The organism is Pontibacter virosus, assembly GCF_003096355.1.
Lineage (GTDB): Bacteria > Bacteroidota > Bacteroidia > Cytophagales > Hymenobacteraceae > Pontibacter > Pontibacter virosus.
Genome location: NZ_QEKI01000013.1, coordinates 49,180 through 75,654, shown reverse-complemented (window position 1 = coordinate 75,654; position 26,475 = coordinate 49,180). Strand labels below are relative to the sequence as shown.

At 51.2% G+C, this 26,475-nt stretch carries 27 protein-coding genes; 12 read left to right on the top strand and 15 right to left on the bottom strand.

Features of this window, described 5'->3' with window-relative positions; all coding sequences use genetic code 11:
* Positions 1 to 5: 5 nt before the first annotated feature.
* The 8 genes from C8E01_RS16535 to pseB all read right to left on the bottom strand — a co-directional run bounded on the left by C8E01_RS16535 (position 6) and on the right by pseB (position 8,844).
* On the bottom strand, positions 6 to 1,292 hold the full coding sequence (locus C8E01_RS16535; RefSeq protein ID WP_116544576.1) for a hypothetical protein: 1,287 nt from the start codon (positions 1,290 to 1,292) through the stop codon (positions 6 to 8).
* Between the two features lie 3 nt (positions 1,293 to 1,295).
* Positions 1,296 to 2,339, bottom strand: a complete 1,044-nt coding sequence (pseI, locus tag C8E01_RS16530; RefSeq protein ID WP_116544575.1) for a pseudaminic acid synthase — start codon at positions 2,337 to 2,339, stop codon at positions 1,296 to 1,298.
* Positions 2,340 to 2,355: 16 nt separating this feature from the next.
* Positions 2,356 to 3,840 carry a UDP-2,4-diacetamido-2,4,6-trideoxy-beta-L-altropyranose hydrolase gene (gene pseG, locus C8E01_RS16525; protein WP_116544574.1) on the bottom strand — a complete coding sequence of 495 codons (1,485 nt, stop codon included), beginning with the start codon at positions 3,838 to 3,840 and terminating at the stop codon, positions 2,356 to 2,358.
* A gap of 1 nt (position 3,841) precedes the next feature.
* Positions 3,842 to 4,651, bottom strand: coding sequence for a cytidylyltransferase domain-containing protein (locus C8E01_RS16520; RefSeq protein WP_116544573.1), 810 nt, complete (start codon positions 4,649 to 4,651; stop codon positions 3,842 to 3,844).
* Positions 4,645 to 5,433 (bottom strand): SDR family NAD(P)-dependent oxidoreductase, encoded by a 789-nt coding sequence (locus tag C8E01_RS16515; RefSeq protein ID WP_243409642.1) that lies wholly within the window; start codon positions 5,431 to 5,433, stop codon positions 4,645 to 4,647. Before C8E01_RS16515 ends, C8E01_RS16520 begins: the two co-directional genes overlap by 7 nt.
* The gene (locus tag C8E01_RS16510) at positions 5,430 to 6,320 is read right to left on the bottom strand and encodes an aldo/keto reductase (protein WP_165820673.1); all 891 of its coding nucleotides are present in this window, start codon (positions 6,318 to 6,320) and stop codon (positions 5,430 to 5,432) included. The genes C8E01_RS16515 and C8E01_RS16510 overlap by 4 nt, the downstream gene beginning before the upstream one ends.
* Positions 6,317 to 7,495, bottom strand: a complete 1,179-nt coding sequence (gene pseC, locus C8E01_RS16505) for a UDP-4-amino-4,6-dideoxy-N-acetyl-beta-L-altrosamine transaminase (protein ID WP_116544571.1) — start codon at positions 7,493 to 7,495, stop codon at positions 6,317 to 6,319. The genes C8E01_RS16510 and pseC overlap by 4 nt, the downstream gene beginning before the upstream one ends.
* 329 nt (positions 7,496 to 7,824) lie before the next feature.
* Positions 7,825 to 8,844 carry a UDP-N-acetylglucosamine 4,6-dehydratase (inverting) gene (gene pseB, locus C8E01_RS16500; protein WP_116544570.1) on the bottom strand — a complete coding sequence of 340 codons (1,020 nt, stop codon included), beginning with the start codon at positions 8,842 to 8,844 and terminating at the stop codon, positions 7,825 to 7,827.
* Between the two features lie 311 nt (positions 8,845 to 9,155).
* Here pseB and C8E01_RS16495 point away from each other — a divergent pair, with 311 nt between their 5' ends.
* The 4 genes from C8E01_RS16495 to C8E01_RS16480 all read left to right on the top strand — a co-directional run bounded on the left by C8E01_RS16495 (position 9,156) and on the right by C8E01_RS16480 (position 12,687).
* Entirely contained in the window at positions 9,156 to 10,253 is a 1,098-nt protein-coding gene (locus C8E01_RS16495) for a glycosyltransferase family 61 protein (protein WP_116544569.1), read from the top strand.
* Positions 10,254 to 10,370: 117 nt separating this feature from the next.
* A complete protein-coding gene (locus tag C8E01_RS16490; RefSeq protein ID WP_116544568.1) occupies positions 10,371 to 10,808 on the top strand; it encodes a DUF4279 domain-containing protein in 438 nt (145 codons plus the stop codon).
* Between the two features lie 288 nt (positions 10,809 to 11,096).
* Positions 11,097 to 11,306, top strand: a complete 210-nt coding sequence (locus C8E01_RS16485) for a hypothetical protein (protein WP_116544567.1) — start codon at positions 11,097 to 11,099, stop codon at positions 11,304 to 11,306.
* A gap of 505 nt (positions 11,307 to 11,811) precedes the next feature.
* Entirely contained in the window at positions 11,812 to 12,687 is an 876-nt protein-coding gene (locus C8E01_RS16480; RefSeq protein ID WP_116544566.1) for a hypothetical protein, read from the top strand.
* Here C8E01_RS16480 and C8E01_RS16475 read toward each other — a convergent pair.
* On the bottom strand, positions 12,684 to 14,021 hold the full coding sequence (locus tag C8E01_RS16475; RefSeq protein WP_116544617.1) for a glycosyltransferase family 4 protein: 1,338 nt from the start codon (positions 14,019 to 14,021) through the stop codon (positions 12,684 to 12,686). The genes C8E01_RS16480 and C8E01_RS16475 overlap by 4 nt on opposite strands.
* A gap of 250 nt (positions 14,022 to 14,271) precedes the next feature.
* Between C8E01_RS16475 and ffh the strand changes: the two genes are divergently transcribed.
* The gene (gene ffh / locus C8E01_RS16470; protein ID WP_116544565.1) at positions 14,272 to 15,612 is read left to right on the top strand and encodes a signal recognition particle protein; all 1,341 of its coding nucleotides are present in this window, start codon (positions 14,272 to 14,274) and stop codon (positions 15,610 to 15,612) included.
* A 138-nt stretch (positions 15,613 to 15,750) separates the two neighbouring features.
* Here ffh and C8E01_RS16465 read toward each other — a convergent pair whose 3' ends face one another.
* Positions 15,751 to 16,227 (bottom strand): nucleoside deaminase, encoded by a 477-nt coding sequence (locus C8E01_RS16465; RefSeq protein ID WP_165820672.1) that lies wholly within the window; start codon positions 16,225 to 16,227, stop codon positions 15,751 to 15,753.
* Positions 16,228 to 16,648: 421 nt separating this feature from the next.
* Between C8E01_RS16465 and C8E01_RS16460 the strand changes: the two genes are divergently transcribed.
* Positions 16,649 to 17,281, top strand: coding sequence for a hypothetical protein (locus C8E01_RS16460; protein ID WP_243409641.1), 633 nt, complete (start codon positions 16,649 to 16,651; stop codon positions 17,279 to 17,281).
* Positions 17,282 to 17,308: 27 nt separating this feature from the next.
* Positions 17,309 to 18,202: a PhzF family phenazine biosynthesis protein gene (locus C8E01_RS16455; protein ID WP_116544563.1), complete on the top strand. Its 894-nt coding sequence runs from the start codon at positions 17,309 to 17,311 to the stop codon at positions 18,200 to 18,202.
* A 6-nt stretch (positions 18,203 to 18,208) separates the two neighbouring features.
* On the opposite strand, the gene C8E01_RS16450 is transcribed toward C8E01_RS16455, so the two are convergent.
* Entirely contained in the window at positions 18,209 to 18,772 is a 564-nt protein-coding gene (locus C8E01_RS16450) for a DinB family protein (RefSeq protein ID WP_243409640.1), read from the bottom strand.
* A 206-nt stretch (positions 18,773 to 18,978) separates the two neighbouring features.
* On the opposite strand from C8E01_RS16450, the gene C8E01_RS16445 reads away from it, so the two are divergent.
* From C8E01_RS16445 to C8E01_RS16430, 4 genes are all read left to right on the top strand, one after another.
* Positions 18,979 to 19,698 (top strand): class I SAM-dependent methyltransferase, encoded by a 720-nt coding sequence (locus C8E01_RS16445; RefSeq protein ID WP_243409639.1) that lies wholly within the window; start codon positions 18,979 to 18,981, stop codon positions 19,696 to 19,698.
* 78 nt (positions 19,699 to 19,776) lie between these two features.
* On the top strand, positions 19,777 to 20,727 hold the full coding sequence (locus tag C8E01_RS16440; protein ID WP_116544560.1) for a YihY/virulence factor BrkB family protein: 951 nt from the start codon (positions 19,777 to 19,779) through the stop codon (positions 20,725 to 20,727).
* Between the two features lie 286 nt (positions 20,728 to 21,013).
* A complete protein-coding gene (locus C8E01_RS16435) occupies positions 21,014 to 21,334 on the top strand; it encodes a hypothetical protein (protein WP_116544559.1) in 321 nt (106 codons plus the stop codon).
* A gap of 4 nt (positions 21,335 to 21,338) precedes the next feature.
* A complete protein-coding gene (locus C8E01_RS16430; RefSeq protein ID WP_116544558.1) occupies positions 21,339 to 21,830 on the top strand; it encodes a DUF2231 domain-containing protein in 492 nt (163 codons plus the stop codon).
* A gap of 60 nt (positions 21,831 to 21,890) precedes the next feature.
* Here C8E01_RS16430 and C8E01_RS16425 read toward each other — a convergent pair whose 3' ends face one another.
* The gene (locus tag C8E01_RS16425; protein ID WP_116544557.1) at positions 21,891 to 22,874 is read right to left on the bottom strand and encodes a pyruvate dehydrogenase complex E1 component subunit beta; all 984 of its coding nucleotides are present in this window, start codon (positions 22,872 to 22,874) and stop codon (positions 21,891 to 21,893) included.
* Positions 22,875 to 22,947: 73 nt separating this feature from the next.
* On the bottom strand, positions 22,948 to 24,735 hold the full coding sequence (locus C8E01_RS16420) for a tetratricopeptide repeat protein (RefSeq protein ID WP_116544556.1): 1,788 nt from the start codon (positions 24,733 to 24,735) through the stop codon (positions 22,948 to 22,950).
* Between the two features lie 131 nt (positions 24,736 to 24,866).
* On the opposite strand from C8E01_RS16420, the gene C8E01_RS16415 reads away from it, so the two are divergent.
* Entirely contained in the window at positions 24,867 to 25,085 is a 219-nt protein-coding gene (locus C8E01_RS16415) for a PspC domain-containing protein (RefSeq protein WP_116544555.1), read from the top strand.
* Here the strand turns inward: C8E01_RS16415 and C8E01_RS16410 are convergent.
* On the bottom strand, positions 25,080 to 26,102 hold the full coding sequence (locus C8E01_RS16410; protein ID WP_116544554.1) for a glycosyltransferase family 2 protein: 1,023 nt from the start codon (positions 26,100 to 26,102) through the stop codon (positions 25,080 to 25,082). The two genes, C8E01_RS16415 and C8E01_RS16410, sit on opposite strands and share 6 nt — an antisense overlap.
* On the bottom strand, positions 26,092 to 26,427 hold the full coding sequence (locus tag C8E01_RS16405) for a YbaB/EbfC family nucleoid-associated protein (RefSeq protein ID WP_116544553.1): 336 nt from the start codon (positions 26,425 to 26,427) through the stop codon (positions 26,092 to 26,094). Before C8E01_RS16405 ends, C8E01_RS16410 begins: the two co-directional genes overlap by 11 nt.
* Positions 26,428 to 26,475 lie beyond the last annotated feature (48 nt).

The window sequence follows — 26,475 nt, the reverse complement described above, 5'->3', positions numbered from 1 at the left end:
GATTCCTACAATTTGCCCTTGGCTAACATTGCTTTTACAAAATCAGCTGCCAAATCACTGCTTCTGCCGTCATGCTCCGTGCCCACAGTCGCATTATAATACCTGGCCCGCTGGTATACCTCGGGCTTTTGCTGTATACCTTGCTCCAGCATTGGCTTGAGTGCCTTGTAAGAAGTCGTCTCTTCCACAAGACCATGCGACACGTAGCCATAATAGTCGTGCAGTTCTTCTTTAGGGTTGAAGTTGAAGTAAACGGACCACACATTCAGCAGCACAGCCTCCAGGTGGATGCCGGAATTGCCGCTGATCAGCATATCCAGCTCCCGCAGGTACTCAAAAACGGACTGCTGTCGGGGATTGGTAAGGCTGATGTTCGGACTGATGCCGGTGACAAAGGTATAGCTGCGCTTGTCGCGGGGGTGGGGCCGCAGCAGAATTCTTAACTGCGGAAAGTCACGGTTGATGTGGTGAAGCAATTGCTCCACTTCCTCAATCCGGTCCATCAGGTTGCAGGCTATACCCAATGTTTGCACCTGCTGGTTCTTATTACGGATCGGCACAAACTTATCAGCTTTCGGCATGCCGATAAACTCCACCTGACCGTGCACCGGACCGTACCGCCTGTACTTGTCCAGCGAGTCCTGTCCTTCGAGCAGGTTCAGGTCAAAAGTCAAGGGTGGAAATAAGTTGCTTACGCTCGAGTGCTGCACATAAACGGCAGGTATACCTAATTCCTTAGCCGCCAACAGCATAGCACGGGCATCGGCGTTGTGGTCGTTAGCAAACACGATGGCCTGTGGGCGGTATTTTCTGAGCTTCTGCAGGTATACCTCGTAAAAACCGATGGCATCGTAGAGCAGGTCCACGAAGCGGAGGGTGCTGTGTTTGCGATGCGAGAGAAACTGAAAGAAAATCGGTAGAAATTTATAATAGTAGAACAGTTTCTTGCGCAGCGAGATCCGCGCCACCTGCTGGTTATACCTGCCAATAGCCTTGCTCTGACCCGCCACCATCACCGCATCAGGTACAGCCCCTTCTAAAAAGTGCAGACTGTCGTAGTTATTCTGACTCACCACATACAGCCACACCTTACCCTGCAGTCGCTCCGGCTGCTCGACTGACTTGAACAGATTGCCAAACAGCCGCACCAGGGTATAGCCAGCCATGCGCAGTACTCGCAGGAACGGATTAGCGGGTGAGGCTGCATTTTTGGCGCTTTCCGGCAGTTTATAGAAACCTTCGGAAAAATGCAGGTATAGAATGTTACTGTACAGGGTATACCAGTCTTTCATGTGTTATACCATGTCCCAGCTAAGCGGTGTGCCTGCTTTGATGTCCTGCGCAGCCTTTTTGCCCAGCAGATCTTCGTAATGTTTCGGCGGCAGCCCCAAACCGGGTCTGATCACGCGGATATTCTCTTTGGTGAGGGGTTCACCTGCCTGAATGTCTTTAGAAGCATAGACGGAGCGCTTGAATAATCGGCTTTTTTCCTCTGCCCGTTGCACGCCGTACTGTACATGCCCCAGCGCCAGCCAGGCCCTTTCCGACTCCACCACCAGCGACTGCAGCTCGGCGGGCTCCAGTGAGAAGGCCGAGTCCACGCCACCATCGGCGCGGCTGAGGGTAAAGTGCTTCTCGATAACGGTTGCACCCAGCGCCACGGCGGCCACAGAGGCCCCAACGCCCATAGTATGGTCCGAAAGGCCCACCTGCACATCATACAAAGCGCTCAGGTGCGGGATAGTACGTAGGTTGGTGTTTTCCGGCGTGGCTGGGTAGGTGGAGGTGCATTTGAGCAGGATCAGCTCCAGGCAGCCCTCTTCGCGCAGCACCTGCACGGCTTCGGCCACTTCCTGCACGGTGGCAGCGCCGGTACTCATGATCACAGGCTTGCCAGTGGCTGCCACTTTGCGCAGCAGCGGGTGGTCCGTGTTCTCAAACGAGGCGATCTTATAGGCCGGGGCATCCAGACTCTCCAAAAAGTCCAGCGCCGACTCGTCGAAGGGGGAGGAGAAGACAATGATGCCGCGCTCCCGTGCCCGCTCAAAAATAGGCTGGTGCCATTCCCAGGGGGTATAGGCCTCTTTGTAGAGGTCATACAGCTCACGGCCTTTCCAGAGCGAACCCTCGTCTTCAATGGTTAGAGCACCCGGCAGGGTCATGGTATCGGCAGTATAGGTCTGCAGTTTGATGGCATCCGCACCTGCATCGGCGGCGGCGTCCACAATGGCCAATGCCCGCTCCAGCGACTGGTTGTGGTTGCCCGACATCTCCGCGATGATGAATGGCTTATGCGATGGGCCGATCAGACGGCCGGCAATACTAATATCGTTGATCATGATTTCTGTTTCTAAACTATGCTTGGGCCTTTGGCTGCCAGACAAAACGGAATGCCTTTGGATGTGCCGGATCGACATTGCCATACGCAAAACCGGCTTTCTCAAAAGAGCGCACAGAGGCTTTATGCTCCTGCTGCACCAGCCCTTCTACAAGTTGCACATCGGGCCGATCCTGTAAGAGCTGCTGTGTACCTTTGAGCAACACGGTGTGTCCCAAGCCTTTACCGCGAAAGTCTGCGGCAATCAGATAGCTGATCGTAGCTGTTTTATCGTTCATGTCGAAGCGAATGTGAGCGGCCGGCTTTCCGTTCTCTTCAGCAAGATAGAGGATGGCGTTGGGGTTGTCAAGTTTGGCTTGAAACCAGCGGGTATGATCCTGCAGCGGAATCGGCTCCGGGTTGAACGAGTGTCGGCGTACCTCCGGGTCATTGGCCAAGTCGAAGAGTAGCTGTAAGTCATTCGGAACAACTTTGCGCAATTTCAGACTTGTCGCCAAGCTCAAGCTTTTGAAAAGCTCCAGCAGTCGCTCCGGGCTTTTGCCGTCGAAAAACTGTCGCTGGGTTGTGAGTTGTGTCTCAAATTTTTCTTCGCTTATACCTTGCTGCAGTACTTTTGATAGGTTGCTGTATTCTTGGGCTATACCTTCTGTGGTCAGGAATTGGTGCATACCTGCCTGGTTGTCGGCAGTTTGCTTTACAAACAAAAGTCCACCCACGGCGGCGTATTCATAAGAAATCCCGCTTGCGGAGGTAACGGCTGCCTGGCATTTGGCCATCAGGCGGCGCAGACTTTCAGCGGAAAGGTCGCGGTGCAGTTTGGCCTGAGGCTGTTCTTTCAGGTGCTGTTTCAGTTCATGTAATCGGGTATAGGCGCTACCCACCACTATCTCAATATGCTTGACGGCAGGTATAGCTTGCAATGCTTCCAGTGCTTGTAAAGTATGGTTATCTGGATCGGCACCACCCATGCAGACGAGCACATGCAACTCACCTTCAGGTATAGTCCGGGCAGCTTTGGCAGCTCTCAAAAAAGCAGGGCGCAGCAGCGCATAGTGCGGACCGATCAGCAGTCGGGTATAGGGAGCGATTTGGTATTTCACGGGTGAAACGCCACCAGCCTGATTGATGACCGCATCTGCTACGAAGGTATAAGTGTGGATATCGTCGATGCAAACCAGAGCCGTGCCACGTGATTTGATGTTTTTTTGGTAAGCTGTGCCGAAGGTATAACCATCCAGCACCACAATCTCTTCTGCTGAAATGTAGGCATCCAGTTCGTGCACAAAGCGATCAGCATCGGGTTCAGCAGGAGGAAGCACGATGATGCCGTCGCATACCTCCCGTATCCGCTCCTGCAAAGCTTGGTCAGGCGATTGGATGGCGAACACGCACTCGAACTCCAGGCGCAGCATGTTCACCAGTGCCAGTGAGCGTGTCACGTGGCCCAGTCCGATGCGGCTGTTTCCGTCTGCCCTGAAAATAATGCGTGTCTTCCTGTTCATGCTATCCTAGTTTTAGCAGTGCCCTGGTCAATCCTCCGGCCTGTAGCTGTTTCCGGGCAGCAGCCAGCTCCTCTTCTTCGCTTACGAAAATTTGCCGCTGCGTATTTGCCGCGTTGATCTCCTGCAGCCAAGGCTGCTCCCGCAGCAAGCCGCTAATCGCCTCGTGCGTGATGGGCTGACCCGGTTTCCAAAGTCGCTCAAAAAGCAGCGCAGCCAGTGCATAGTCGGTAGGGTAGTCTACGGTCAGGCGCAGCTGACTGATGTCCGATTCGATAGGCAGGGTCTGATTCTTGAAACTCGCTTCTCTTCTGATGAAAGGCGTCACATGCTCCCGATCGGAGGCAGCCGTGGCCTGGGCAGCGGCTTTCTCCAGTGCCTGACGGGTAAACACCTCCACATTGGTGCCCAGGGGAAGGCCGGTGGTGATGATATAGTCTGATGCTGTCTGCAGCAGTTTTTCTACTGCCTGATCAATCGTCTCCGGCAACACAAAGGGGTTATCGCCGGTGAGCCGCATGATCACATCCAGCTCATAGGTATGCGCCGCCTGTTGGAACCTGTCCAGCACATCGTCGGCTGAGCCGCGCAGAAAAGGAATTACCTTGGTGCTGCAGAAATTCTCGATGGCATCGTCCGCGCTACGGGTGGTAGTGGCGACAATGGTTTGATGCAGCGATTTCGCGTCGCGTGAATTCATCACCACATGCTCCAGCAGACTGGTGCTTCCGCTGAAGGGCAGTGGCAGCAGGACTTTGCCCGGCAGTCGCTCCGAGCCCAGGCGTACCTGTATGATGGCGCCGACCTTTACCATGCCGTCCAGCCTCCGTCCAGCACCATGTTCTGTCCCGTCATAAAGGCCGAAGCGTCTGAGGCCAGGTAGACGAAGGCTCCTTTCAGGTCATCAGGTTTGCCAATACGACCGAGTGGGTTCTTCTTCTTGAGTTGCTCCATAAATGCCTCGTTTTGCTGCACCTGCTCGCTTGGGAACGGGCCCGGCGTAACGGCATTAACCGTAATATTGTACTTGCCCAGGTAGCAGGCGAAGTAGCGCGTGAGCTGCAGCACACCCGCCTTAGCAGCTCCGTAGTGTGGCGGATTCAGGAAGGCCGGGCTCTCGTCGTAGATGCTGAAATCAGGGGAAACCATGCCGTACATGGAAGACACGTTGATGATGCGCCCGCCTTGCCGCTTCAGGTAGGGAATTGCTTCACGGATGCAGCGATACACGCTGTTGAGGTTGCCGTCGATGCCGTAGGCCCATTCTTCATCTGTGAGCTGCTCCGGTTGCTGGCCTTTGGAGTAAAAGGCGTTGTTCACCAGCACGTCGATTCGGCCCGCTTCCTGCTGCACCTGCTCAAAGGCGGCTGTAACGGTTTTGGTTTCGGAGATATCGCAATAGACGAAGGAGAGGTTTAGGTCGGGATGCTCGCTGAAAGCCTCCTTAAACTTGTCCTCGCTCCGGCCCAGCACATACAAGGTGGCGCCGGCCTCGGCCAGCGCCAAGCTGATGGCAGTGCCCAGGTGGCCGTAGCCGCCGGTAACGAGGGCCACCTTGCCGGTCAAGGAAAATAGGTCGGTCAGTTTGCTGCTCATCGTGCGGGCCACTTGTAAGGTAAGAGTATCGTTTCGTTATCTTCTTTCAATTCCAGGAGTTGGGTATACAGCGCCTCCGGCAGCACCGTGTCGCTGTAACGGATGTTCTCCTGCAGGGTCAGCAGGCTCTCGACCCCTATCACCACCTGTGAAATATAGGGATTTGCCAGCGCAAAACCCAGACAAATAGCGCCGATTGGAAGTTGGTAGTTGCAGGCCAGTTCTTGCAGGCGCTCCAGTTTGGGCGCTGCTTCCTGCAGGTATAGCGGCAATTGGTCCGGCTGCATAAAATAGAGTCCCTGTAGGTATACGGAGCGGATGTGCGATTCAATGCCCCGGCTCCTGAGTTCTGGCAACAGCTCCTCAAAGCGCCTGTCGAAAATGCTGTAGGGGAACTGTACCAGGTCGATGGGCACTTCTTGTTGAAGCAACTCCTCAGCCTCGGCCGGATGGTAGAGGGATATACCGATCTTCTCCACCTGGCCCGATGATTTCAGTTCTTGCAGCTCGTCCAGTATACTCGGCTTGCCGCTGTAACTCGCATAGCTGTGCAGCAGGCAGCCATAGAGCTTGTCGATGCGTAGACGTTCGAGCGATTCCCGGAAGGCCTGCGCTATAGGTTTGCCTGGCTGATTCGGCGGATACTTACTGATGATGCGGTAAGTTTCTGGCAAGGAGTTGAGTACATTGCCGAGACACTGCTCGCTGCTGCCATAGGCCGCCGCCGTATCCAGCGTGTCTAAACCTGCCTTCGCCGCTTCGGCCAGTATGGCCGCCACCTCAGCTTCCGGAATTTGTCCGCGCTGGTTGCTGATGCCGTAGGGCAATCCGAACTGCGCCGTGCCCAGGATCAGCCGCTTTGCCGGTGATTGGTTATCCAGACTCAAGCCTTGCAAAATTCTTTTACCTTCTCAATCACGAATTGCTGCTCCTCGTCGGTCAGCGTCGGGTACATCGGTAGGCTCAGGCAGGCCTCGTAGTAGCGCTCGGCCTGTGGGAAGTCGCCATTTTTGTAGCCGAGGCTGCGGTAGTAAGGCATAGTGTGGGCCGGGATGTAGTGTACCTGCGCAAATACCTGGTGCTCGCGAAGAAAATCATAAAGCCCTTTGCGGTCAACCACTTGGATCACGTAGAGGTGGTAGGCGTGGCCTGTTTCACCGGCCTCGGTTTTAGCAGCCGGATTGGTGCCCAACACCTCTATACCGGCAAAGCCTGCGAAAGCCTCATCGTATACCCTGGCGATCTCTCTTCTTCTCTTCATTCCCTCGTCGGCGCGGCTCAGCTGGCTGATGCCCAGGGCGCAGAGCATGTCAGGAATGCGGTAATTGTAGCCCAGCGCCTGCATCTCCATGTACCAGCCGCCGTGGTTCTCCTCCAGCAGGTCCGCATCGCGCGTGATGCCGTGGGTGCGGTAGAGTAGCAGCTTCTTGTAGAGTGCCTCGTCGTTGGTGGTCACCATGCCGCCCTCGCTTGTGGCGATGTGCTTGACGGGGTGGAAGGAGAAAATGGCCAGCTCAGCAAAGCGTCCGTTGCCACAATACTGCTTCTCGCCATAGCTGTCTATAAAGAAGCCACCAGGAGAATGGGCCGCGTCCTGGATGATCCACAGCCCGTGCTCGTCGGCCAGCTTGCGAAGCTCCTCCAGGTTCACGGGATTGCCGGCAAAATCCACTGGGATGATACCTGTGTAGTAGCCCTTGGGTTTGCTCTCCACCATCTGGCGTACCTGCGCGATGTCGATCAGGGCTGTGGCCGGGTCGATGTCAGCAAACTCGACGGTGCCGCCGCAGTAGCGCACGCAGTTGGCCGAGGCCACGAAGGTGATGGGCGTGGTGATCACGCGCGAGTTCTCGTTCACCCCCAGCGCCATGGCGCAGAGGTGCAGGGCAGCCGTGCCGTTGCTCACCGCCACGGCGTATTTGGCGCCTACGTATCGGGCGAAGGCCTGCTCAAACTCCGCCACCTTCGGCCCCTGCGTCAGGAAGTCAGACTGCAGCGTCTCCACCACCGCCTGTATGTCGGCCTCGGTGATGTGCTGGCGTCCGTAGGGGATAGGCTTCATATTCTTAAACTGTTAATTTGATAATGTGTAAATAGAGTGATGTTTTCTGTGCTGATGACTTAATAAACTGATGCATCTAAAGTATAAGAAGAGGAGTGTAGAGGTGTGGTTTGTGATTTTTTGCTGTAATCGAAGCTTTTTTATCATTTCGGCAAAAAGAGAAATCTGAAATTGACTTATTATACTTTAACCAGCCAGATCTCTACATACTGTCGAGATGACAAAGTTATGTCTCAACCTGGCTAATCCGCCTGAATAAATTAAGCATTCAGCCATTCAACTACGTATACTCATTCACTCAACTACTAAATCACTCATTTTACAATTAATTACACACTGAACTCCGGATCCACATGCTGGCGGATCTGGTCGCGGAGTTGCTCTACGTTGAGCCATTCGCTGTTGGTACCGGAGTTGTACTTGAAGCCCATTTCCACCATTTTGCCGTTGTGTGCTTTGATGAAATCCTCGACCGTCCAAAGTGAGGTAGAAGGCACAATCACATAATATTTGTCTAACTCTACGGTGCTCAGGGAGTCAGTTTCGGTGATCATCTCTTCGTGCAGTTTTTCGCCCGGACGTATACCTACCACTTCCTGCTTGCAGTTCGGCCCAATGGCCTCGGCCAGGTCGGTAATCACATAAGAAGGAATCTTCGGCACGAAAATCTCGCCGCCCCAATGGTGCTCGAGCGCATGGAAAACTAACTCTACGCCCTCTTCCAGTGAAATATTAAAGCGGGTCATTTCTGGATGAGTAATAGGCAGCACGCCTTCTTCCCGTTTCTTCAAAAAGAAAGGCACCACTGAACCGCGGGAGCCGATCACGTTGCCGTAGCGCACCACGGAAAACTTGATGTCACGCTTGCCCTTCATGTTATTAGCGGCTACAAAGAGCTTATCAGAGCACAGTTTGGTAGCGCCGTACAGGTTGATCGGAGCGGCAGCTTTGTCAGTTGACAGTGCCACCACGTGCTTCACGCCGGTGTCGAGGGCAGCGTTGATGATGTTCTCAGCACCCAGCACGTTCGTCTTGATGCACTCCATCGGGTTGTACTCAGCGGCAGGCACCTGTTTCATGGCGGCGGCATGCACAATGATGTCGATGCCTTCGCAGGCTCTTTTGAAACGATCGCCGTCGCGCACGTCGCCAATAAAGTAGCGGACAGAATTATACTTGCTATGCGGAAAAACCTGCGACATCTCGAACTGCTTGAGTTCGTCTCGGGAATAGATCACCACCCGCTTCACGTCCGGAAAGCGGGCGTATACCATCTCCACGAACTTTTTGCCAAACGAGCCAGTGCCGCCCGTTACCAGTATAGCTTTATTATTTAGGTCTAATGCCATGCTTATTTTTTACTTTATACTTGGGCCCAGAATCTGTAACCCATGCCAAGCTGCAAGTTAAATATTTAATTGTTGATTGCTTAAATTGTTGGTAGTTGATTGTTAATTGTTGGTTGTTGCAGAGGGATGTTGTTATTTGCTGATTGTTATAAGGGGTAATTGTTGACTGTGCATGCTTGACCCACCGCTGCTCCTCTCAAGAGGGATTACAGTGTAAGATTGCCAATAATTGATTGGCCGTGCACGATTCGGACAGGTCGAAACCTGTCCATATATTAATTAACTCCTAAATTCCAAAACTTTACTTCTTCATGTTGAAAAAAGCTTTTTTCGGGTTGCTGCATACGCTGGGCTATTACTCGCGCTATACCTCGGTGCTACATCATCCGGGCAAACAAGTGCTTAGCCCCAGCTATGTGCTGGATTTCAACGATGCGGAAAAGACATTTCTGGAAGATTCTGCCCGCAGTTTCAACTACGCCATCGACTATAGTCTGGGCTACCGGCAGAAAGAGCAGTACCTGATTCGGTTGCAGGAGGTGGAAGCGCTGGGTAACTCCGGTGCCGTGGTACTGGATGGAAAGGTTGTGGTGGAGTCAGTGGGGGAGGTGAGTCGGCTGGCCAAATCGGATGCTTTTAAGGAATTGTCGTTGCTGCTCCCAAAAAAGCGAAGTGGCCGCTATACCTCTGTGCTATACCTGCCCTGGGCTGATAACAACAACTACCACTGGTTTTTTGACTGTCTGCCACGCCTGTACCTGGTGCTGGAGCATACCCACGAGCCGATCAAGGTAATCATGCGCCGTGACATGGCCCGCTACCAGCTTGATACACTGCAATTTGTGCTAAAGGACTATCCCCAAGCCGAACTGGTCTATATTGGCAAACATGAAAAATGGCAGGTTGAGGAGTTTGTACTGCCCTCTTTTGTAGCCAATGTGCAAAGCGGTTATCTGCCTCGTGAGGTGGCCGACTGGCTGCGGCACAAGGTATGGCAGGGCTATGACGTGCAGCAAGGCAGTCGCAAAAGGCGCATCTACATTAGTCGAGCCAATGCCAAAACCCGCCGTGTACTGAACGAGCAGGAGCTTTTGCCGCTGCTAGACAAGTACGGCTTTGAGATGGTGCGGGCCGAGGACCTGACTTACCAGCAGCAGGTGCAGCTCTTTTATGAAGCTGAAGTTGTCATCGCTCCCCACGGCGCCGGCCTGACCAATCTGCTTTTCTCGGAGCAATGCCAGGTTCTCGAATTTCACCCAGCCAACCTGATCAAGACGCACTACTTTTTGCTCTGCAAAGCACTCGGCTTCAGGTATAGCGCCTTAGTTGGTACAGCAGGGGATAAACTGGAGAACTATACCATACCGGTGCAGGAAGTGGAAGCGTGGCTGAAAGGAATAGGCGTTTAGGTATATTTAGTTAAATTGAAATTGAATGAAGGGGCTTGGTTTTAACTATCTCCATACATAGTGCAGATAGTAGGAGTTAGCATTCCTCCTGTACAGTAGTTGTATGATATTAAAAGCATGAATAAAACTCTTTCACAATCCTACGTCTACTTTGCTCTTCAAGGAGATGATTTTGACCCTAACGTAGTCACAATCGCACTTGGAATAGAACCAACAGACTCTTGGAAGAAAGGGGATAAAGGTCGGTATATTCCTAATCAGAAATTTGCTTCTTGGAAGTGGTCAACTGGAAAAGGAAAAGAATCAGTATTTCTTGAGAAACTTGTGGAAGAAGTTATTGATAAGTTTGGGGACAAGGTAGAAATCATTAATAAGTTAAAAGATAAATACCAGCTGACTTCTGTACTTGAAATTGTAATGTACATCGATGTTAATCCAGTAGAGTCAACTCCAGCTTTAGGGCATGAATTAAAAACTATAGAATTTCTTTATCGAACGCAGACAGTAACAGACGTAGATATTTACAGATACGATTCAGCAGAAAAGGAAGAATAACAACCATACAACAAAGTATAGCAGGTATGCTGCGGCAACGCCTTGCTATCTGCTATACCAGCACGTTGTAGCAATTTATGATTATCAGAAGTCGAGTGAACTTGTAGGCTATATACATATATCTCCCGTCTACCTGGTAGAGGCTGCCATGTAGGATTTCCTGAAAGGGGAAGATGCCGTGCTAAACTATACCTTGGATTTAATCAAACAAAGTCTAGAACTGAAAGGCAAAAAACAGTAGATTTAATTTCTCTCAGGCCTAATAAATAAACCTAAAACTTTCAAAACATGAAATTTCTGAAGATTCTATACCTGGTATTTGCTGCTGCCATGTTAGTAGACTTAATAACCTCTTTCTACACCACCCAGGAAGTGTTCAGAGTATTTTTCTGGGAGACGAATATCTGGTGGTATCGACTCTACAAACTGGCTTTTTTGTTGATATCTGTTGCCGCTTTCTGGGATCAACAGAAGCGCGGAAAATTAAATAACCAGTAGGCTGCTGGCTTTAATAATATTAAAGAAAGTTCTAAAGTAACGAGGAAGCCTCTATGGAGCAGTCACCTCGTATCTGTTTTAAGTTTCTTCCATCAGTCCAAGTTCTTGGGATGCTATTCTGCGCATCTCTATTTTCTGGATCTTACCTGTTACTATCATCGGGAAGCTCTCTAGGCATTCTGGGCATACGGTATTTTTGGTATTTTAAAGCATTTGATTTGCGCTTTCCCTCAGGTCACCCTATGCTGTAAAGTAGTATAGAACCCCCTTGCATTCTTCCAGCTAAGTCATCATTTCTTTGCCGTATTAGGATGAGGCATCTTCTGCTTAAATTCCGAATCACCCAGATTGGGTACTTCATGACATCAGTTCCTGAGTTGCTAATGTGTACAAGCTTTAATTTGCTGAATATAATTTAGCATCTAAATAATGGAATAATAATTGCTAGTATAGAATATTAAGAATACCTTGTATTTAGCGTCCCACCTTTTACAAAACTTAAATCATGAAGAAACTTTACAAATCCTGTCTCATCCTGGCCTGCCTGTCTTTCTCACTTTATAGCTGCGACACCAACAAAGAAAAAGATGAAGTTTTACCCACTCAAGAAGAGATTGATTACATTGTAATCAATGCCAATACTACTGATTTGCCTGTTAAACCTGGTACGATTGCGGAAATAGATGGGGCCTTTGCCTACAGAGAAAATCACTATATCACTTCAGTACCCCACCGGTTCACCATCGATAAAAAATACTTTTGGGCACATTATAGTGGTCAGGACAAGAAGATGCCTGATCTTCCGCTTCATGGTAGCAAAATAAACGGGGAGGCCATGTGTATGAACGGCCTGACGGGCTGTGACGATGTAAGGCCTTCTACCCTTTGGAACTTCTATGGACCGCAGGCGCAGGACAGGAAGCTGAAATGGGAGTATCTTAACAGGGATAAAAGCAAAGGTTATCGGGTAGAAATGACTAATATCCCGACCCCTGCTACAGTAACTGAATTGCCTGATCGTATTTTGTGGGAAGAAAATATCGATTTTCAATTTGAAAGAAACAGTGCAGCAGACAGTATTATAATAGCGCTGCTGTTTGTACCCAAAGACAAAATAGACAATATACTCCCATTCCCGGTTATAGGAGGCACGCGATCATGGATATTCCCTGCCAAGTCGAACGAATCATCACTTACCATGAAGAAAGAAGCGTTACAGAGCATGGGGCAGCAATCCGGTTTTCCAACTGAAAACGATTCAGTGTTTGTCAATGTGATGACATCCCGCCACGTCATCAAAAATATCGACAACAAGAAGATGCTGATCTCCTACACGATAAACGACATCAGACCGGTCGTGCTGGAAAGGAAAATTGACTAAACCCTGGCAGCTTTCGCCACCAACCGCTTCACCACCTTGGCCAGCTTCGCCGTCAATTCGCGCCTCGAAAACTGGGCGTCGTTGATATAGGGCAGGTCGAGGTTCGGATTGATAGACCAGGCTTTGCTCATCAGCATCAGGTGGTCGAGCATGAGCTCGTGGGCCGTGTAGTGGAACAAGCGGCCGGCACCGCACTCGTCTATGATCCGGTCGGTGTCGGAGTGAACGGGTCCCAGGCAAACAATAGGCTTGTTCGAGGCCAGGTACTCAAACAGCTTACCCGGCACATTGGAATATACAGCCGGCACATCCGCGATAGCCATGAGCAACATCGTGCTTTCCATCAGGTATTTGATGGCCTCGGTGTGCGGCACGTGCGGCACAAATTCGGTTATACCTTCCAGGCCGGCCTTGCTGATGCGCTGCTTCACACCCTCTGATACCTTGCCTACAAAGCGCAGTTTGTACCGGATGTCACTGTTCACCGAGCGCAGCTGCGAAATTACTTTCAGGAACACATCAATGTTGTAATTCTCAGTGATGGTGCCAGTATACGTAATCAGAAATTCGTCTTGCGGTGGGGTAGAAGGATAAATAAAATCATCCTCGTCATACCCGTTCGGAATCACATGGATCTTATCCGGATCAATTTTAGCGGGTTTGTTGAGGAAAAGGCGTTTGGTGTCTTCGCTTGTCACGATCACGGCATCAGCCCGCTCCAGCACCTGCAGTTCGTAATTACGATCGATGCGCTTGGCAATCGGGGTGTGGTACAACTGGTCGTAATAGTGAATGTTGATCCAGGGGTCGCGCAGGTCCGCAATCCAGGGCAGTCCGTACTTTTCTTTCAGCTTCAGGCCGATCAGCTGGGTGGAGTGAGGCGGACTAGTAGTCAGGATCGCCTGAAAATGACCATCCTTTAGCAAGTCGTCAGCCTTTTTTAGGGCGTGCTTGTTCCAGCCTACGCGGGCATCCGGTATGAACAAGTTGCCGCGCACAAACTTAAACACTTTGTCCAGAAATCCGGTTTTGGCCTCTTCGTTGGCAAAGCCACTGTAAGGTATTTCTTTCTTGCCGGAGAGTTTCTTGTAATACTCAAAGGGCTCGGAGGTGGCGGTACGATACACGGCTATACCATCGGGCACTTCGCTCGCAAACGTATGATCGAGCACCGGATAAGAGGCCTGTTTCTCGTCGACGGTCAGCACGCTGGGCCGCACACCCGACAGTGGTAGGTATTTGCAGAACTTCAATCCACGCTGCACGCCCGGCCCACCCGAAGGGGGCCAGTAGTAGGAGATGTATAGTAAATTAACCTGGTCTGTCTTTTCCAAAGTGATCAGCAAAATAACTTCTTTCCCAAAGATAGCAAAAGCGTAATTACGAATGAATAATGAATAGTGATTAATGAATAACGATTAATGACGAATAAATAATGATGAATGATTAATAAAACTATGGAACAAGCTGTAGAGCTAAAAGCCCTTCACTCGTCATTACTCATTAATCTCTCGTCATTACTCATTCCTATAGCAACTATTCCTGATATTCCTTAGTTTTGTAAGTAAATCCAGAATTAGAGAGATGTTTGATAATTTAAGTAACAAACTAGACCGCGCCTTTAAGACCCTCAAAGGCCAGGGAAGCATCACCGAGATCAACGTAGCTGCCACCATCAAAGAGGTACGTCGTGCCCTGGTGGACGCCGACGTAAACTATAAAGTAGCCAAAACGGTAACCGACAAGATCAAAGACGAGGCCATGGGCCGCGACGTATTGATCTCTGTATCGCCGGGCCAGTTGATGGTGAAGATCGTGTACGAGGAGCTGACGGAGCTGATGGGTGGCCAGAAGCAGGACATCAACCTGAAAGGTGAGCCGGCCATCATCCTGATCGCGGGTCTGCAGGGTTCTGGTAAAACCACCTTTACAGGCAAGCTGGCCAACTACCTCAAAAAACAAGGCCGTGGCGTACTGGTAGCTGCCTGCGACGTGTACCGTCCGGCTGCGATCAACCAGCTGCAGGTGCTGGCCGAGCAGGTAGGCGTAGAGGCCTATACCGAACTGGAAAACAAAAATCCGGTTCAGATCGCTCTTAACGCGGTAGCACACGCCAAAAAGACAAACAAGAAAGTAGTGATCATCGACACCGCCGGTCGTTTGGCCGTGGACGAGGCGATGATGAAAGAAATAGCCGAGATCAAGGCCGCCGTGAAGCCAACCGAGACCCTGTTCGTGGTGGACTCCATGACCGGTCAGGATGCGGTGAACACAGCCAAGACCTTCAACGAGCGCATCAATTTCGACGGCGTGGTACTGACCAAGCTCGACGGTGACTCACGTGGCGGTGCTGCCCTTTCTATCCGTGCGGTAGTAGAGAAACCGATCAAGTTCATCTCGACTGGTGAGAAGATGGAAGCCCTCGACTTATTCTACCCGGATCGTATGGCACAGCGTATTCTCGGCATGGGTGACGTGATCTCCCTCGTAGAGCGTGCGCAGCAGGCTTTCGACGAGGACGAGGCCAAGCGCATCAACAAAAAGATCCGCAAGAACCAGTTCAACTTCGACGACTTCCTGACGCAGCTCGAGCAAATCAAGAAGATGGGTGACATCAAGGACCTGGTAGGTATGATCCCAGGCGTTGGCAAAGCATTGAAAGATGTAGAGATTGACGAAGGCGCCTTCAAGCCGATCGAAGCGATCATCAAATCGATGACGCCGCAGGAACGAGAGAACCCGGATATGATCAGTGGCAGCCGCCGTGCCCGTATCGCAAAAGGCTCCGGTACAGACATTACGCAAGTGAATAACCTAATGAAGCAGTTCAACGACATGCGCAAAATGATGCGCTCCATGAACAAGATGGCCGGCACCAAAGGCGGCATGGCCAATCTTGCTAAAATGATGGGCGGACGTCGCTAAGCGATTCTAAGGTATAAGCAGAAAGGCTGAACAGGTATACTGTTCAGCCTTTTTCGTTTTAGGTGCCTGTATACACCTTAGCAATAGATTCTTAATCTCTGATGCTATACCTGTGCTAGTAACTCAGAGGGTATAGCGTTAATACACTCGTTTGTCTTCTTTCATTGCCCATCTTTTAAATGCCTCCTGTGCTTCCTCCCGAAGCATCTGCTCCATCGGAATGGAACGTTCTGGTGCATTTTTCTCAATTTCGTTGTAGATGAACTGATCGTCGAAACCAGCCTCGGCAGCATCGTCTTTTGAATTGGCATAGTACACCTTACGCGGACGGGCCCAGTAGATGGCACCCAGGCACATGGGGCAGGGTTCGCAGCTGGTATAGAGTTCGCAGTCCGTTAGTTGGAAGTTACCCAGGGCCTGGCAGGCCTTGCGAATGGCGTCTACCTCAGCGTGTGCAGTGGGGTCGTTAGTGGCCAGCACATTGTTATACCCACGGGCGATGATCTGGCCGTTGCGCACAACCACAGCCCCGAAAGGTCCGCCAAAACCAGCTTCCATTTTATCGATGGAGAGCTTGATGGCTTCCCGCATAAAGTGTTTTTGTTCTTCAGTCATAGAAATCGCTTCACGCTGCAGCATACGTAATCCTGAGGGAAAACGGTTAGGGATGTAGTCGGACCTCTACTTTATAACTGACGGGAAGGCTGGAATTGTAAGTGAATAACTTAGCCAAATATTTACCAGCTAAGTATATATAAAAGCAATAGCTTACACTACACTTGTGCCTTTTAACGCATACTCGTAGTGCAAGCTATTCAAGCTTGGGCTGCTAACCGAAAAGGAGAGCTAGCTGTATTTTAATAGATAAATATTTACTTTTGGAAGTATATTGTTTATTATTTGTATTTTAATAACCTCTCTAAACTAAATACGGACCATACGTAGTATTAGTTTGGAACAGGCTAAATACGTAGGTATTTTTATACTTCAGTGAAAATTGCTTGGAGCTGCTTAGGAACAAATAAATAACAGCTATATGGTTACAAGACATTATCTGCCGTTGTCGCGGCTTATCTCAATCAGGATGCAATGGGCCGTTATGGTCCTGCTGGTATCCCTGATGATGAGTGCCTGCACGGCCACGCGCGAACAAGAAATCGAGGGCGATGTGAATGAGTTTCGCTCCTGGGTAAACGCCCAGACAAACAAATTGGAGGAGCGAACGGAGGAAGACTGGAAAAAAACAAAAGAGGACTTTAAGCAGCGAACCGAGGAACTGGACCGAAAGCAAGAGAACTTTTCGGAAAAGCTGCGAGCCGACTACCAGCAGATCAAGGCAGATTTTAAGGCCCGTGAGAAAGAGCGTGACAGTATGGCCAACAGGGAGGCTCAGTTAACGAAATGGGAGCGCGACCTGCTGGGACAATACGCCAATGGCACAGCGCTCAGTGCAGCTAACATTGAGCAGGCTTATCAGAACTTTATGAGCAATGTGCGGGCTAGAAACAAAAACTGGGGCCAGCAGGACTGGGAAATGGCCGATGCCGTGCTGGAAGAGCTGAATCAGCGCAAAGAAGCTTTTGATGAACTTCCCGACGAGACTGAAGTACGTATAAAGACTCTACAGATGGAGTTTGCCGCGCTTAAAGAAAGCGAAACAGCCAACTAGTAATTCCCTTTTAACAGCATACACCCTATGGCCAACCCTGAGACCTTAAACCCTGAGCTATACCTTGTCAAAGCCTTTACAGAGCAGCCTAACGGAGGCAACACAGCCGGCGTGGTGCTCTTTGCTGACAGGCTTTCGCGCGAAAGACGCCAGAAGATTGCGGCCATGCTGGGCCTTTCCGAAACGGCTTTTGTATCCGCCTCCGAAGTAGGGGATGTGAAAGTTGAGTTTTACACGCCCCTGAAGCAGATTCCGCACTGCGGGCATGCGACAGTAGCTGCATTCAGCCTACTGTGGCAAAAGGGACTGCTGCTTAACGGAAGCGCCGTGAAAGAATCGATAGAAGGCCCCCGACAGATCAGTTTTGAGGAGGGCAAGGTATACCAGGCGCAACTGCCACCACAGTACACCACCATGGAAGCGGCCGGTATCAATCCGCATCTTATTGCCACGGCACTTGGGCTGCCGGAAGGGTTTGTTTTTCCGACTGTGCCACTCATCGCCAGCACCGGAGTCCCTTTTCTACTCGTGCCTGTACCTGACGAGCGTACGCTGCACCATCTGCAACCAGACCAGGAACTGGTGCGCGCCATTTCAGATAAAGTGGGTTTGGTGGGTTTCTACGCGTTTACGACAGCTACACCAGCAGCTGATGCGAGTGCCCGCATGTTTGCCCCGAGTTATGGTATACCTGAGGAATCAGCCACCGGTATGGCGGCAGGGCCGCTCGCCTGCTACCTGCACGATCATCTGCAGCAATACAAAGCGAATTTCTTGATACACCAGGGCTACCTCATGCGGCATCCTTCTCCCAGCCAAATCGAAGTGGTATTGCAGCTGGACGGAGAGGGGCACATCATGGGCTTACGTGCCGGCGGAAGTGGATTGGTGATCAGGAAAATGGAATTAGGAGATTTTTAGCCTCGGTTACTGAAGCCACTGCTGCCGTAGTCGGGTAATCTGCCGGGCATGGTGGCTGAAGTGGTCCTGAAGGAATGCCAAAGTCTGGTTTATTGTGAGCATGCCTGCATAGGGGTGTCGGAATACGCACTTATCCAACTGTTGCTGAGGTAGTTCGGTCAGCGTGTCTTCCAGCTGATAGCGGGCGGCGTCCCACTGTATGCGGAGCGAGTTTAGGCTGGCATAGGCCGGCACTTTCGCTACTGCTGCAGGAGCCTTAAACTTCATGCCCGAATGCAGCGCAACCCGAAGCAGCAGCGACCGGAATCCATGTGCCAGTGAAGCTGACTCCAACGCGTCTTCCTGCACTTTGCGCTGTATATAGCTGTTGGTCAGCTGCTCTACCTGAATCAGGTGGGCCACAATCTGGTTGATAGACCACTTGCCAGTGGCAGCGGGCCGGTTTAGAAGTTCTTCGTCCAGACCCTCCAACTCCCCGATCAGGCGGTTGCGCGACTCTTCCAGTTTCAGGTATCGGCTTTCTAGCAAAGGATTCATCAATTGAATGTGGCTAAATACAGTTGTGCTCATAGGTAAACGTAGGTTTAGGTCGATTATTGATTGCCAATCTACATAAATTTCTGATTAATGCAACGGGCGGTACTATTTTTTTGTCTCTAAATATCTGATAATAAGGCAGCTGATTTAATATGGAGTAAAATATATAATTGGATAAGTTCAACTTTAATGAAACAAAAGAGGATAATCCTTTTCTTTGCAGAAAATATACAGACAGCATGGCAATGATAAACGACCCGGTAGGGGCTGCAATACAGGACTTTATGGCCGGGAACCGAAAGGCGAGGATTGTGGTGGAAAGCAACCTGACCGAAGACGATGAAATAGAAGTAGCTTATCTGTTTCGGACACCCGAACAGATGCCGGAGCTAGAACTACTGGCGCTGGAGAAGTGCCGGGGACGTGTGCTTGACGTAGGCGCAGGAGCCGGCTGCCACAGTCTCGCCCTGCAGGAGCGCGGCCTTGATGTAACGGCGGTTGATCTGTCGGCTGGAGCAGTGCAGGCCATGCGGGCGCAAGGTATAAAGCAGGTCGTACAGCAGGATATCTTTCACCTGAGCGGCCAACGCTACGACACGCTGCTGCTGCTCATGAACGGGGTAGGTATAGCCGGTGATCTGGAAGGACTGGAGCACTTTCTCGAGCATACAAGAACGTTACTTAACCCCGGAGGCCAAATCCTGCTTGAGTCGTCGGATATTCTGTACATGTTTGAAGAAGAGGATGGATCCGTGCTGCTTGACCTGAATGCCGGCTACTATGGTGAGGTAATGTATAATATGCGTTACAAACAGCACCAGACTGGCGAGTTCAAATGGCTCTTCATCGACCCGGCCATACTGGAGGACTATGCCACAGCGCAGGGTTATACCTTTGAGCAGCTTTACGAAGGAGAGTTCGGTAACTACCTGGCCCGACTGGCACTGCCAAAAGCTTAGGCTCAATTTGCGCAGGAGGCTATACCTTTAGATGCCGCTTTGCCGTATGGCTGTAGGTATAGCAAAAAGGCAAAACTCATGCAAAAAAAGCTTGCAACAACCTGGCAACTCACGAAACGAACGTTTAAGAAGTTCATCGATGACAATCCGCTCGACTATGCGGCCATCATAGGGTTTTATACTATTTTCTCGTTACCGGCTGTGCTCATCATTACCATTCGCATTGCGGGCGCTGCTTTCGGTCAGGAGGCCGTGCGGGGCGAGGTGGTGAAGCAGGTAGGCGGTATTGTAGGGCGCAACAGTGCCGCGCAGGTGCAAAGCATCATCGAGAACGCAAGTCAGTCGGAGGCCAGCACGATCGGCACCGTAGTGGGGGTACTCGTAATGGCCTTTAGCGCAACGACTGTGTTTGTGGCGTTGCAGGACTCGCTCAACGCCATGTGGAAGGTGAAGGCCAAAGCTGAAAAGGGCTTTATGAAGCTCGTGATCGGTCGTCTGCTCTCACTTGCCCTGGTGGTGAGCTTTGGCTTTTTGCTGCTGGTTTCACTTTCGATAGACGTGGTGCTCGGACTTGTCTACGATTACCTGCAACAGGAACTCTCTGGTATAGCCGTTTACCTGGTCACCATCGGCAACATGCTGGTGTCGATTGCCATTGCCACGGTTATTTTCGCTGCCATCTTTAAAGTGCTGCCCGACGCCCGTATCCGCTGGGCCAATGTATGGGTGGGCGCTTTGGTGACAGCCGTTCTGTTTACCCTGGGCAAGTTCGTTCTTAACATCTACTTCCAGCACGACCCCTTGGCCGATACCTACGGTGCCGCCGGTTCGCTGGTGCTCATTCTGGTATGGGTGTACTATACGTCTGTTATTTTTCTGCTGGGCGCCGAGTTCACGCAAGTATACTCCGAAGAACATGACCGAGGCATCAGGCCCACTGACACTGCCGTAAAGGTAGAAAAGCAGGAAGTAGAGCAGGACCAGGATACAGGCAAAGTGGAAGTGAAGCGCAAGTCGGGTCTGAATTAGATTCCTATTCCTGTTAGATTATTATATCTTATTCCCATACCTGCCACAAATAAGCTAGGTATAAATCCATCCGTGAAACCATCATTTCAAACGCCCTCATCAATACAGCCGATCGCGGAGTATAATCCTGCAGCATACCCATTGTCTACTTGTTGGTTAGCTGAATTCTCAGAAGGAGACACACAAATAAAATATATAGCGTATAAGATGTATTGCACTGTCTGCAGGAACAGCCTCTGGTAGGTGTGATCCCAAACAGTATTCATAAACCTAAATCCTATGCCTTATGAAAAACCTGAAATCCTGGCTGGCTGTGTTTGCCATGCTAACCCTGTTTATGTATGGCTGCGATAGCGGCGGCACCGATGTGGTGGAGTCTGGCACGTACCAGGGAAGTGTAAAAAAAGCGGTGCCTGAGAAAACAGAGATTTACGTGCAGACCGATGACAACAAGACCCTGGAGCTCTACTTTACAGACGCCACTACGCTAACCCGAAATGGAGAAACCGTGGCTTTTGACCAGCTGCAGGAAGGCAGCAGGGTAGAAGTGCAGGTGGAGAAAGTGGGCCAGCGCCTGGACCCTGTGGCCGTGCGCATTCTGAACTAGGCCTATGGAGGAGCTGCTGAGCTGGCGAACCGAGGCCTGGCATCCACTTACGGTGCATTTCCCGGTAGCGCTGTTGCTCTTTGCCACCCTTGCGAAATTGCTGGCTGTGTCTCTGAAGTCGCAGTCTGCTGCCTTTTGGCATCGCATGGGCGCATACCTGCTTTATGCGGGTACAGTGGGCGCCTGGTTCAGCATCTATACCGGTGACCTGGCTGATGGCATTGTGTCCCGGAAACTGTGCGACCCTACCGTGCTGAAGAGCCACGAACTGGCAGCCTACAATCTGGCTTATCTGTTTACGGGAGCTGCCTTACTCGACCTGAGTTTCGCGGTAGATTGGGTGCAAAGGTATAAGCGGCCGTTATCGGCAGTCGTTGTGTTGCTCATGCTGGCAGGAAGCGGATTTTTGGCGTATACCGGCCACCTTGGTGCAAAGCTGGTGTACGAGCAGGCCGGCGGCGTGCAGGTGCCACCATCCGACTGTGTCGGGTTTTAAATCAAAAAGGCCCCTTGTTCTTAGAACCAGGGGCCGTTTTCTTATGAATTTCAGTTTAGCTTACGCTTTCTGATACGTTACTTGCTTTACAGCGGCGATGGTGCGCTCTACGTTTGGCAACGATGCTTCTATCAGGGTAGGAGCATACGGAAGTGGCACGTCGCGGCAGGTTACACGCTTCACCGGGGCATCCATGTAATCAAAGGCGTTGCTTTGGATATGGTAGGCCAACTCGGCAGAGATAGAGGCCAGTGGCCATGCTTCTTCCACTACCACCATGCGGTTGGTTTTCTTTACTGACTCAATCAGTGTCTTATAGTCGATCGGACGCACGGTGCGCAGGTCGATTACTTCCGCCTCGATGCCGTCTTTGGCCAGTTCGTCGGCAGCCGCCAGGGCCACTTTCATCATCTTGCCAAACGATACAATGGTTACGTCAGTACCTTCGCGCTTGATGTCAGCCACACCGATCGGAATCAGGTATTCTTCTTCAGGCACCTCGCCTTTGTCGCCGTACATCTGCTCCGACTCCATGAAGATAACCGGGTCGTTGTCGCGAATGGCAGACTTCATCAGACCTTTGGCATCGTATGGGTTGGATGGAACCACTACTTTAAGGCCTGGTGTGTTAGCATACCAGTTTTCGAAGTTCTGAGAGTGCTGCGAAGACAGCATACCGGCGCTACCGGTAGGGCCGCGGAACACCATTGGGCAAGAATACTGACCACCTGACATCGACATCATTTTGGCGGCAGAGTTGATCACCTGGTCAATGGCCACCAGCGAGAAGTTGAAGGTCATGAACTCAATGATCGGGCGCAGGCCGTTCATGGAGGCGCCTACACCAATACCGGCAAAGCCGAGTTCGGCGATAGGAGTGTCAATCACGCGCTCCGGACCAAACTCGTCCAGCATGCCCTGGCTAACCTTATAGGCGCCATTGTATTCGGCTACTTCTTCACCCATCAGGAACACGCTCTTGTCGCGGCGCATTTCTTCTGACATGGCTTCACGAAGGGCTTCTCTAAACTGTATACTTCGCATAGTAATGTTAAAATCTCTGTTCAGCTGGTAAAATTAAGATAAGTCTTTCAATTTGCAATGTATAAGCGGCAACTTATCGCACCAATCCCTCCCGGAAGGATTGTTTTCCATGATAAGCGGCAAACTCCGGGTCGTCGAAGGCGCGCTCCATGTAGCTGCGGTCGCGTTGTATAGCCCGGCGCAGGTGGATGCGCACCATGCCCTCGTTTTGCATACGCGCTCCCAATACGGCCAGCGAGTAGTGCGCCAGCGGATCTTCCTCCTTTAATTCCAAGGCCTTTTCGTAGTACTGGCGGGCTCCTTCGTAGTTTTCTTTCAACAGATAGCTCAGCCCCAGGTTCATGTTCGTCTGGTAATCGTCGCCGGAATAGGTCAGGCTGCGGATGGCTTCGTCGTAAAGGCCCATCTCCATTTCCAGAGCTGCTTTGTCGGTGAAGATACGATGCAGAAGTTCCTGCTCACCACCCAGTTTGATGGCATAGTCGTAAATCTGCAGGGCTTTTTCACGCTCACCGCGCAGGTGATAAGCACTGGCCAGGGCATAGTTTACTTCGGCAGTCGGGTTGCGGAAGCCGGCGAAATTCAGGTTGTGAATGGCCTTGTCCAGCAGGGCTTCCTTTGCCTTAGGACGATACTCTTTGCGGGCCATCTCGGTATATACCACACCCAGATTGTAATAAGCGGGCCATTTGTCGGTAGTCTTCACGGCAGCTTCGTACAGCTTGCGGCGCTCGGCCAGCAGAGGCGTGAGTGTAGCGGCGTACTGCAGTTCCTCAGCTGTGAGCACCTGCGCACTGATGCTATCGTCGGCAATTCGACGGGCCAACAGGTATAGCTCGTAGTCTGATTTGCGGGCGCGGTTATAGTCCACCTCCACACGGGCAAAGCGCATGGTCGGGTACACGTAGTGACGAATGTAATCGAAGGCTGCGCTCTGCTGCAGGGCATCCACTTTCTGCTTATCAGAGCCTGCGCCCTGCAAAATCGCGGCAACCTCCTGTTTCTGTGCCTTTGGCAAGGCCGATTTGTTCACGCGGTCCAGCAGAGTTGCCCAGCCAGTCGGTTCTGTTTCCGTGCTGATCTCAATTTTTTTGCCGGAATAGTCGAGCAGACTTACCTTGCTACGATAGTAGTCGGCCAGGGCTTTGGCACGTTTTTGGGCCAGGTCGGTCCCTTTCTCGTTAGGCGCCTGACTGCCGATCACCTTAATCTTCTGCAGCTTTACGGTGTCCATGGCGTACTGGTCCAGCACCGGCAGGTTCTCTCCTAAATAGCTTTTGGTCGTGAAGGTGTTCTCATCGAAGTAAAACTCGATGCTGGCAGGACCTTCTGCAATGGTCTTATAGTTGTCGGGCACATAGGTATAGTCATTGCTGCGCACCATCAGCAGGGCCGTGGTGTTCAGTCCGGTCGCCACCTGCTCCTCTGGGGTATAGGCAACTTTGTCACGCTTGCGCTTATCAATGGCGGTGCCCTGTATCAGCAGGCGGCCTTTGTTTTTGTGCGGCGCATAGGGGAAAGAGAACTCCTGCGTGATGGTCGGGCGATTGTTCTCGTAGAGGTAGTTGCCAATGTCGAAGTTGAGTGCGCCCAGGTGTTCGCGCTGCTGACCGGCTGCTTCGTAAACCACATCGATCTTGTAGCGATAGTCCTGATTTTTTTTGAGCATCTTCTCCGGCAGGGTGGCCTTCATCTCAAAAACCACCTCTTCGCCGTTGGCTACCAGGGGGTTAGGCGACACTTCAATTTCCTGTTTTTCAGCCTGTTTTACCATGCGCTGCAGGGTGCAGCCTGTGTTGGCAGAGAGCATCGCCACGGCGAGTGGCAGGAACAAAGCGGCGTTTTTTTTGTTGTGTTTCATATCAGATTTGGGTAACCAACGTAAGATATAGCTGGGGGCATGCGTTAATACACTGCCATACCACGATTTTTTTGTCAAATTTTTGACGGAAATCTATTAATTTCCTACTTTTAAATTTAAATCAAACGCAAGTGAAAAGGCTACAATACTTTATAGAATCTCAGGCTTTTGGTGTCTGCACCATGTTGGGAGAGAAGCTTGGAATAGCCTCTAGCAGCATCCGCCTGTCCTTTATCTACATTTCGTTTTTCACATTGGGCTCGCCGGTCATCCTATACTTTATCATGGCCTTCTGGATGAACGTAAGCAAGCACCTGCGCCGCGAACGCAGTACCGTTTGGGACTTATAACTCCCGCACCGTGCGCCGCTGGCGCACAAAGTACTGCCACACAATACTTCCCCTGTAAACGCCTGACATAGCCGGAAAAGTACCTTTCAGTTGCTGTTCCTTTCTGCGCTGCCGCCAATACTTGCTGTTGCGCAAGAGATCGGCGTGTGCATTGAGCACCGCTTTGGCGTCTGCCGACTGCCCTGCCAGCAGCATACGCAAGGCAGCCAGCCAGTCTAGCAGAATGCGTATAACAACAGTCGAAAACAGCTCACCGGCTGGCAGGTTTTTGTACAATAGCGCCATACCGTTTCTGAAGTTCAGGTAAGTTTTGCGCGGATTTGACTTGTGTAGCGTACCGCCTCCCACGTGGTATACCTGGCTATGGCCATTGTACATCACTTTATAGCCCACGTTCTTAGCACGCCAGCAGAAATCGATCTCCTCCATGTGCGCAAAAAAAGCAGGCTCGAGTCCGCCTAGTCCGTGAAAGACGTTGGCCCGCACGAACATGCAGGCGCCCGTTGCCCAGAAAACTTCTGCTACATTATTATACTGTCCCTTGTCCTCTTCCAGCGTCTCAAACAACCGCCCACGACAATAGGGGTAGCCCAGTGCATCCAGCATACCGCCGCCTGCACCCGCATACTCAAAGAAGTCGGGGTGCTGCTGCGAAACGATCTTGGGCTGGCAGACAGCGATGTTCTCGTCAGACTCCATCAGCTGGATGATCGGCTCTGTCCAGTTCGGGGGCACCCCTACATCGGAGTTGAGCAGCACGTAGTACTTGGCATCCACCTGGCGCAGGGCAATGTTATAGCCTTCGCAAAAACCGTAGTTATCGTCGTTTTGGATGATGCGCACCTGGGGGAAGTGCTCCTGTAAAAAGGGAATAGAGCCATCGGTAGAGGCATTGTCGGCCACAATGACTTCGCAGCCTGTGCTGTTGGCCACTACCGATGGCAGAAACTCCTGCAGATAGCGGAGTCCGTTCCAGTTAAGGATAACAATAGCCGTGAGGCTGGGATTAGAGACCAAAGTTTCCTAAATCTAAACCGGGAATATTAGGTAAAAGGCCTTCTGTGCTCTTTTTCATTTCTTCCTGCGCGCGCTCACCTGCTGTCAGCATGGCGTTGTTCACAGCGGCTACGACCAGGTCGTTCACCATGTCGCGGTCGTTGGTGTTCAGAATGGAGTCGTCGATCTCGATCTTGAGGAGTTTGCGCTGTCCGTTTACGGTAGCCTTTACGAGGCCTGCACCCGATTCGGCGGTAACGGTAATATGCTGCAGGTTGTCCTGCGCTTCTTTCATTTTGGCCTGGACTTCTTTCATCTTGCCCATCATGCCCATCATATCAAACATAGTCTATCTTCTTTTTGGTGTCTTGTACTTCTTTTAACGTCACCCGGT

Bases quoted from the DNA above. Each gene is read 5' to 3' on its own strand.
- C8E01_RS16465 (WP_165820672.1), bottom strand. From the start codon at position 16,227: ATGACTGAAGAACAAAAACACTTTATGCGGGAAGCCATCAAGCTCTCC.
- pseI (WP_116544575.1), bottom strand. From the start codon at position 2,339: ATGATCAACGATATTAGTATTGCCGGCCGTCTGATCGGCCCATCGCAT.
- C8E01_RS16485 (WP_116544567.1), top strand. From the start codon at position 11,097: ATGAAATTTCTGAAGATTCTATACCTGGTATTTGCTGCTGCCATGTTA.
- pseG (WP_116544574.1), bottom strand. From the start codon at position 3,840: ATGAACAGGAAGACACGCATTATTTTCAGGGCAGACGGAAACAGCCGC.
- C8E01_RS16495 (WP_116544569.1), top strand. From the start codon at position 9,156: ATGTTGAAAAAAGCTTTTTTCGGGTTGCTGCATACGCTGGGCTATTAC.
- C8E01_RS16515 (WP_243409642.1), bottom strand. From the start codon at position 5,433: ATGAGCAGCAAACTGACCGACCTATTTTCCTTGACCGGCAAGGTGGCC.
- C8E01_RS16430 (WP_116544558.1), top strand. From the start codon at position 21,339: ATGGAGGAGCTGCTGAGCTGGCGAACCGAGGCCTGGCATCCACTTACG.
- C8E01_RS16535 (WP_116544576.1), bottom strand. From the start codon at position 1,292: ATGAAAGACTGGTATACCCTGTACAGTAACATTCTATACCTGCATTTT.
- C8E01_RS16455 (WP_116544563.1), top strand. From the start codon at position 17,309: ATGGCCAACCCTGAGACCTTAAACCCTGAGCTATACCTTGTCAAAGCC.
- C8E01_RS16420 (WP_116544556.1), bottom strand. From the start codon at position 24,735: ATGAAACACAACAAAAAAAACGCCGCTTTGTTCCTGCCACTCGCCGTG.
- C8E01_RS16440 (WP_116544560.1), top strand. From the start codon at position 19,777: ATGCAAAAAAAGCTTGCAACAACCTGGCAACTCACGAAACGAACGTTT.
- C8E01_RS16480 (WP_116544566.1), top strand. From the start codon at position 11,812: ATGAAGAAACTTTACAAATCCTGTCTCATCCTGGCCTGCCTGTCTTTC.
- C8E01_RS16425 (WP_116544557.1), bottom strand. From the start codon at position 22,874: ATGCGAAGTATACAGTTTAGAGAAGCCCTTCGTGAAGCCATGTCAGAA.
- C8E01_RS16450 (WP_243409640.1), bottom strand. From the start codon at position 18,772: ATGAGCACAACTGTATTTAGCCACATTCAATTGATGAATCCTTTGCTA.
- C8E01_RS16445 (WP_243409639.1), top strand. From the start codon at position 18,979: ATGGCAATGATAAACGACCCGGTAGGGGCTGCAATACAGGACTTTATG.
- pseC (WP_116544571.1), bottom strand. From the start codon at position 7,495: ATGAAGCCTATCCCCTACGGACGCCAGCACATCACCGAGGCCGACATA.
- C8E01_RS16435 (WP_116544559.1), top strand. From the start codon at position 21,014: ATGAAAAACCTGAAATCCTGGCTGGCTGTGTTTGCCATGCTAACCCTG.
- pseB (WP_116544570.1), bottom strand. From the start codon at position 8,844: ATGGCATTAGACCTAAATAATAAAGCTATACTGGTAACGGGCGGCACT.
- ffh (WP_116544565.1), top strand. From the start codon at position 14,272: ATGTTTGATAATTTAAGTAACAAACTAGACCGCGCCTTTAAGACCCTC.
- C8E01_RS16405 (WP_116544553.1), bottom strand. From the start codon at position 26,427: ATGTTTGATATGATGGGCATGATGGGCAAGATGAAAGAAGTCCAGGCC.
- C8E01_RS16460 (WP_243409641.1), top strand. From the start codon at position 16,649: ATGGTTACAAGACATTATCTGCCGTTGTCGCGGCTTATCTCAATCAGG.
- C8E01_RS16490 (WP_116544568.1), top strand. From the start codon at position 10,371: ATGAATAAAACTCTTTCACAATCCTACGTCTACTTTGCTCTTCAAGGA.
- C8E01_RS16520 (WP_116544573.1), bottom strand. From the start codon at position 4,651: ATGGTAAAGGTCGGCGCCATCATACAGGTACGCCTGGGCTCGGAGCGA.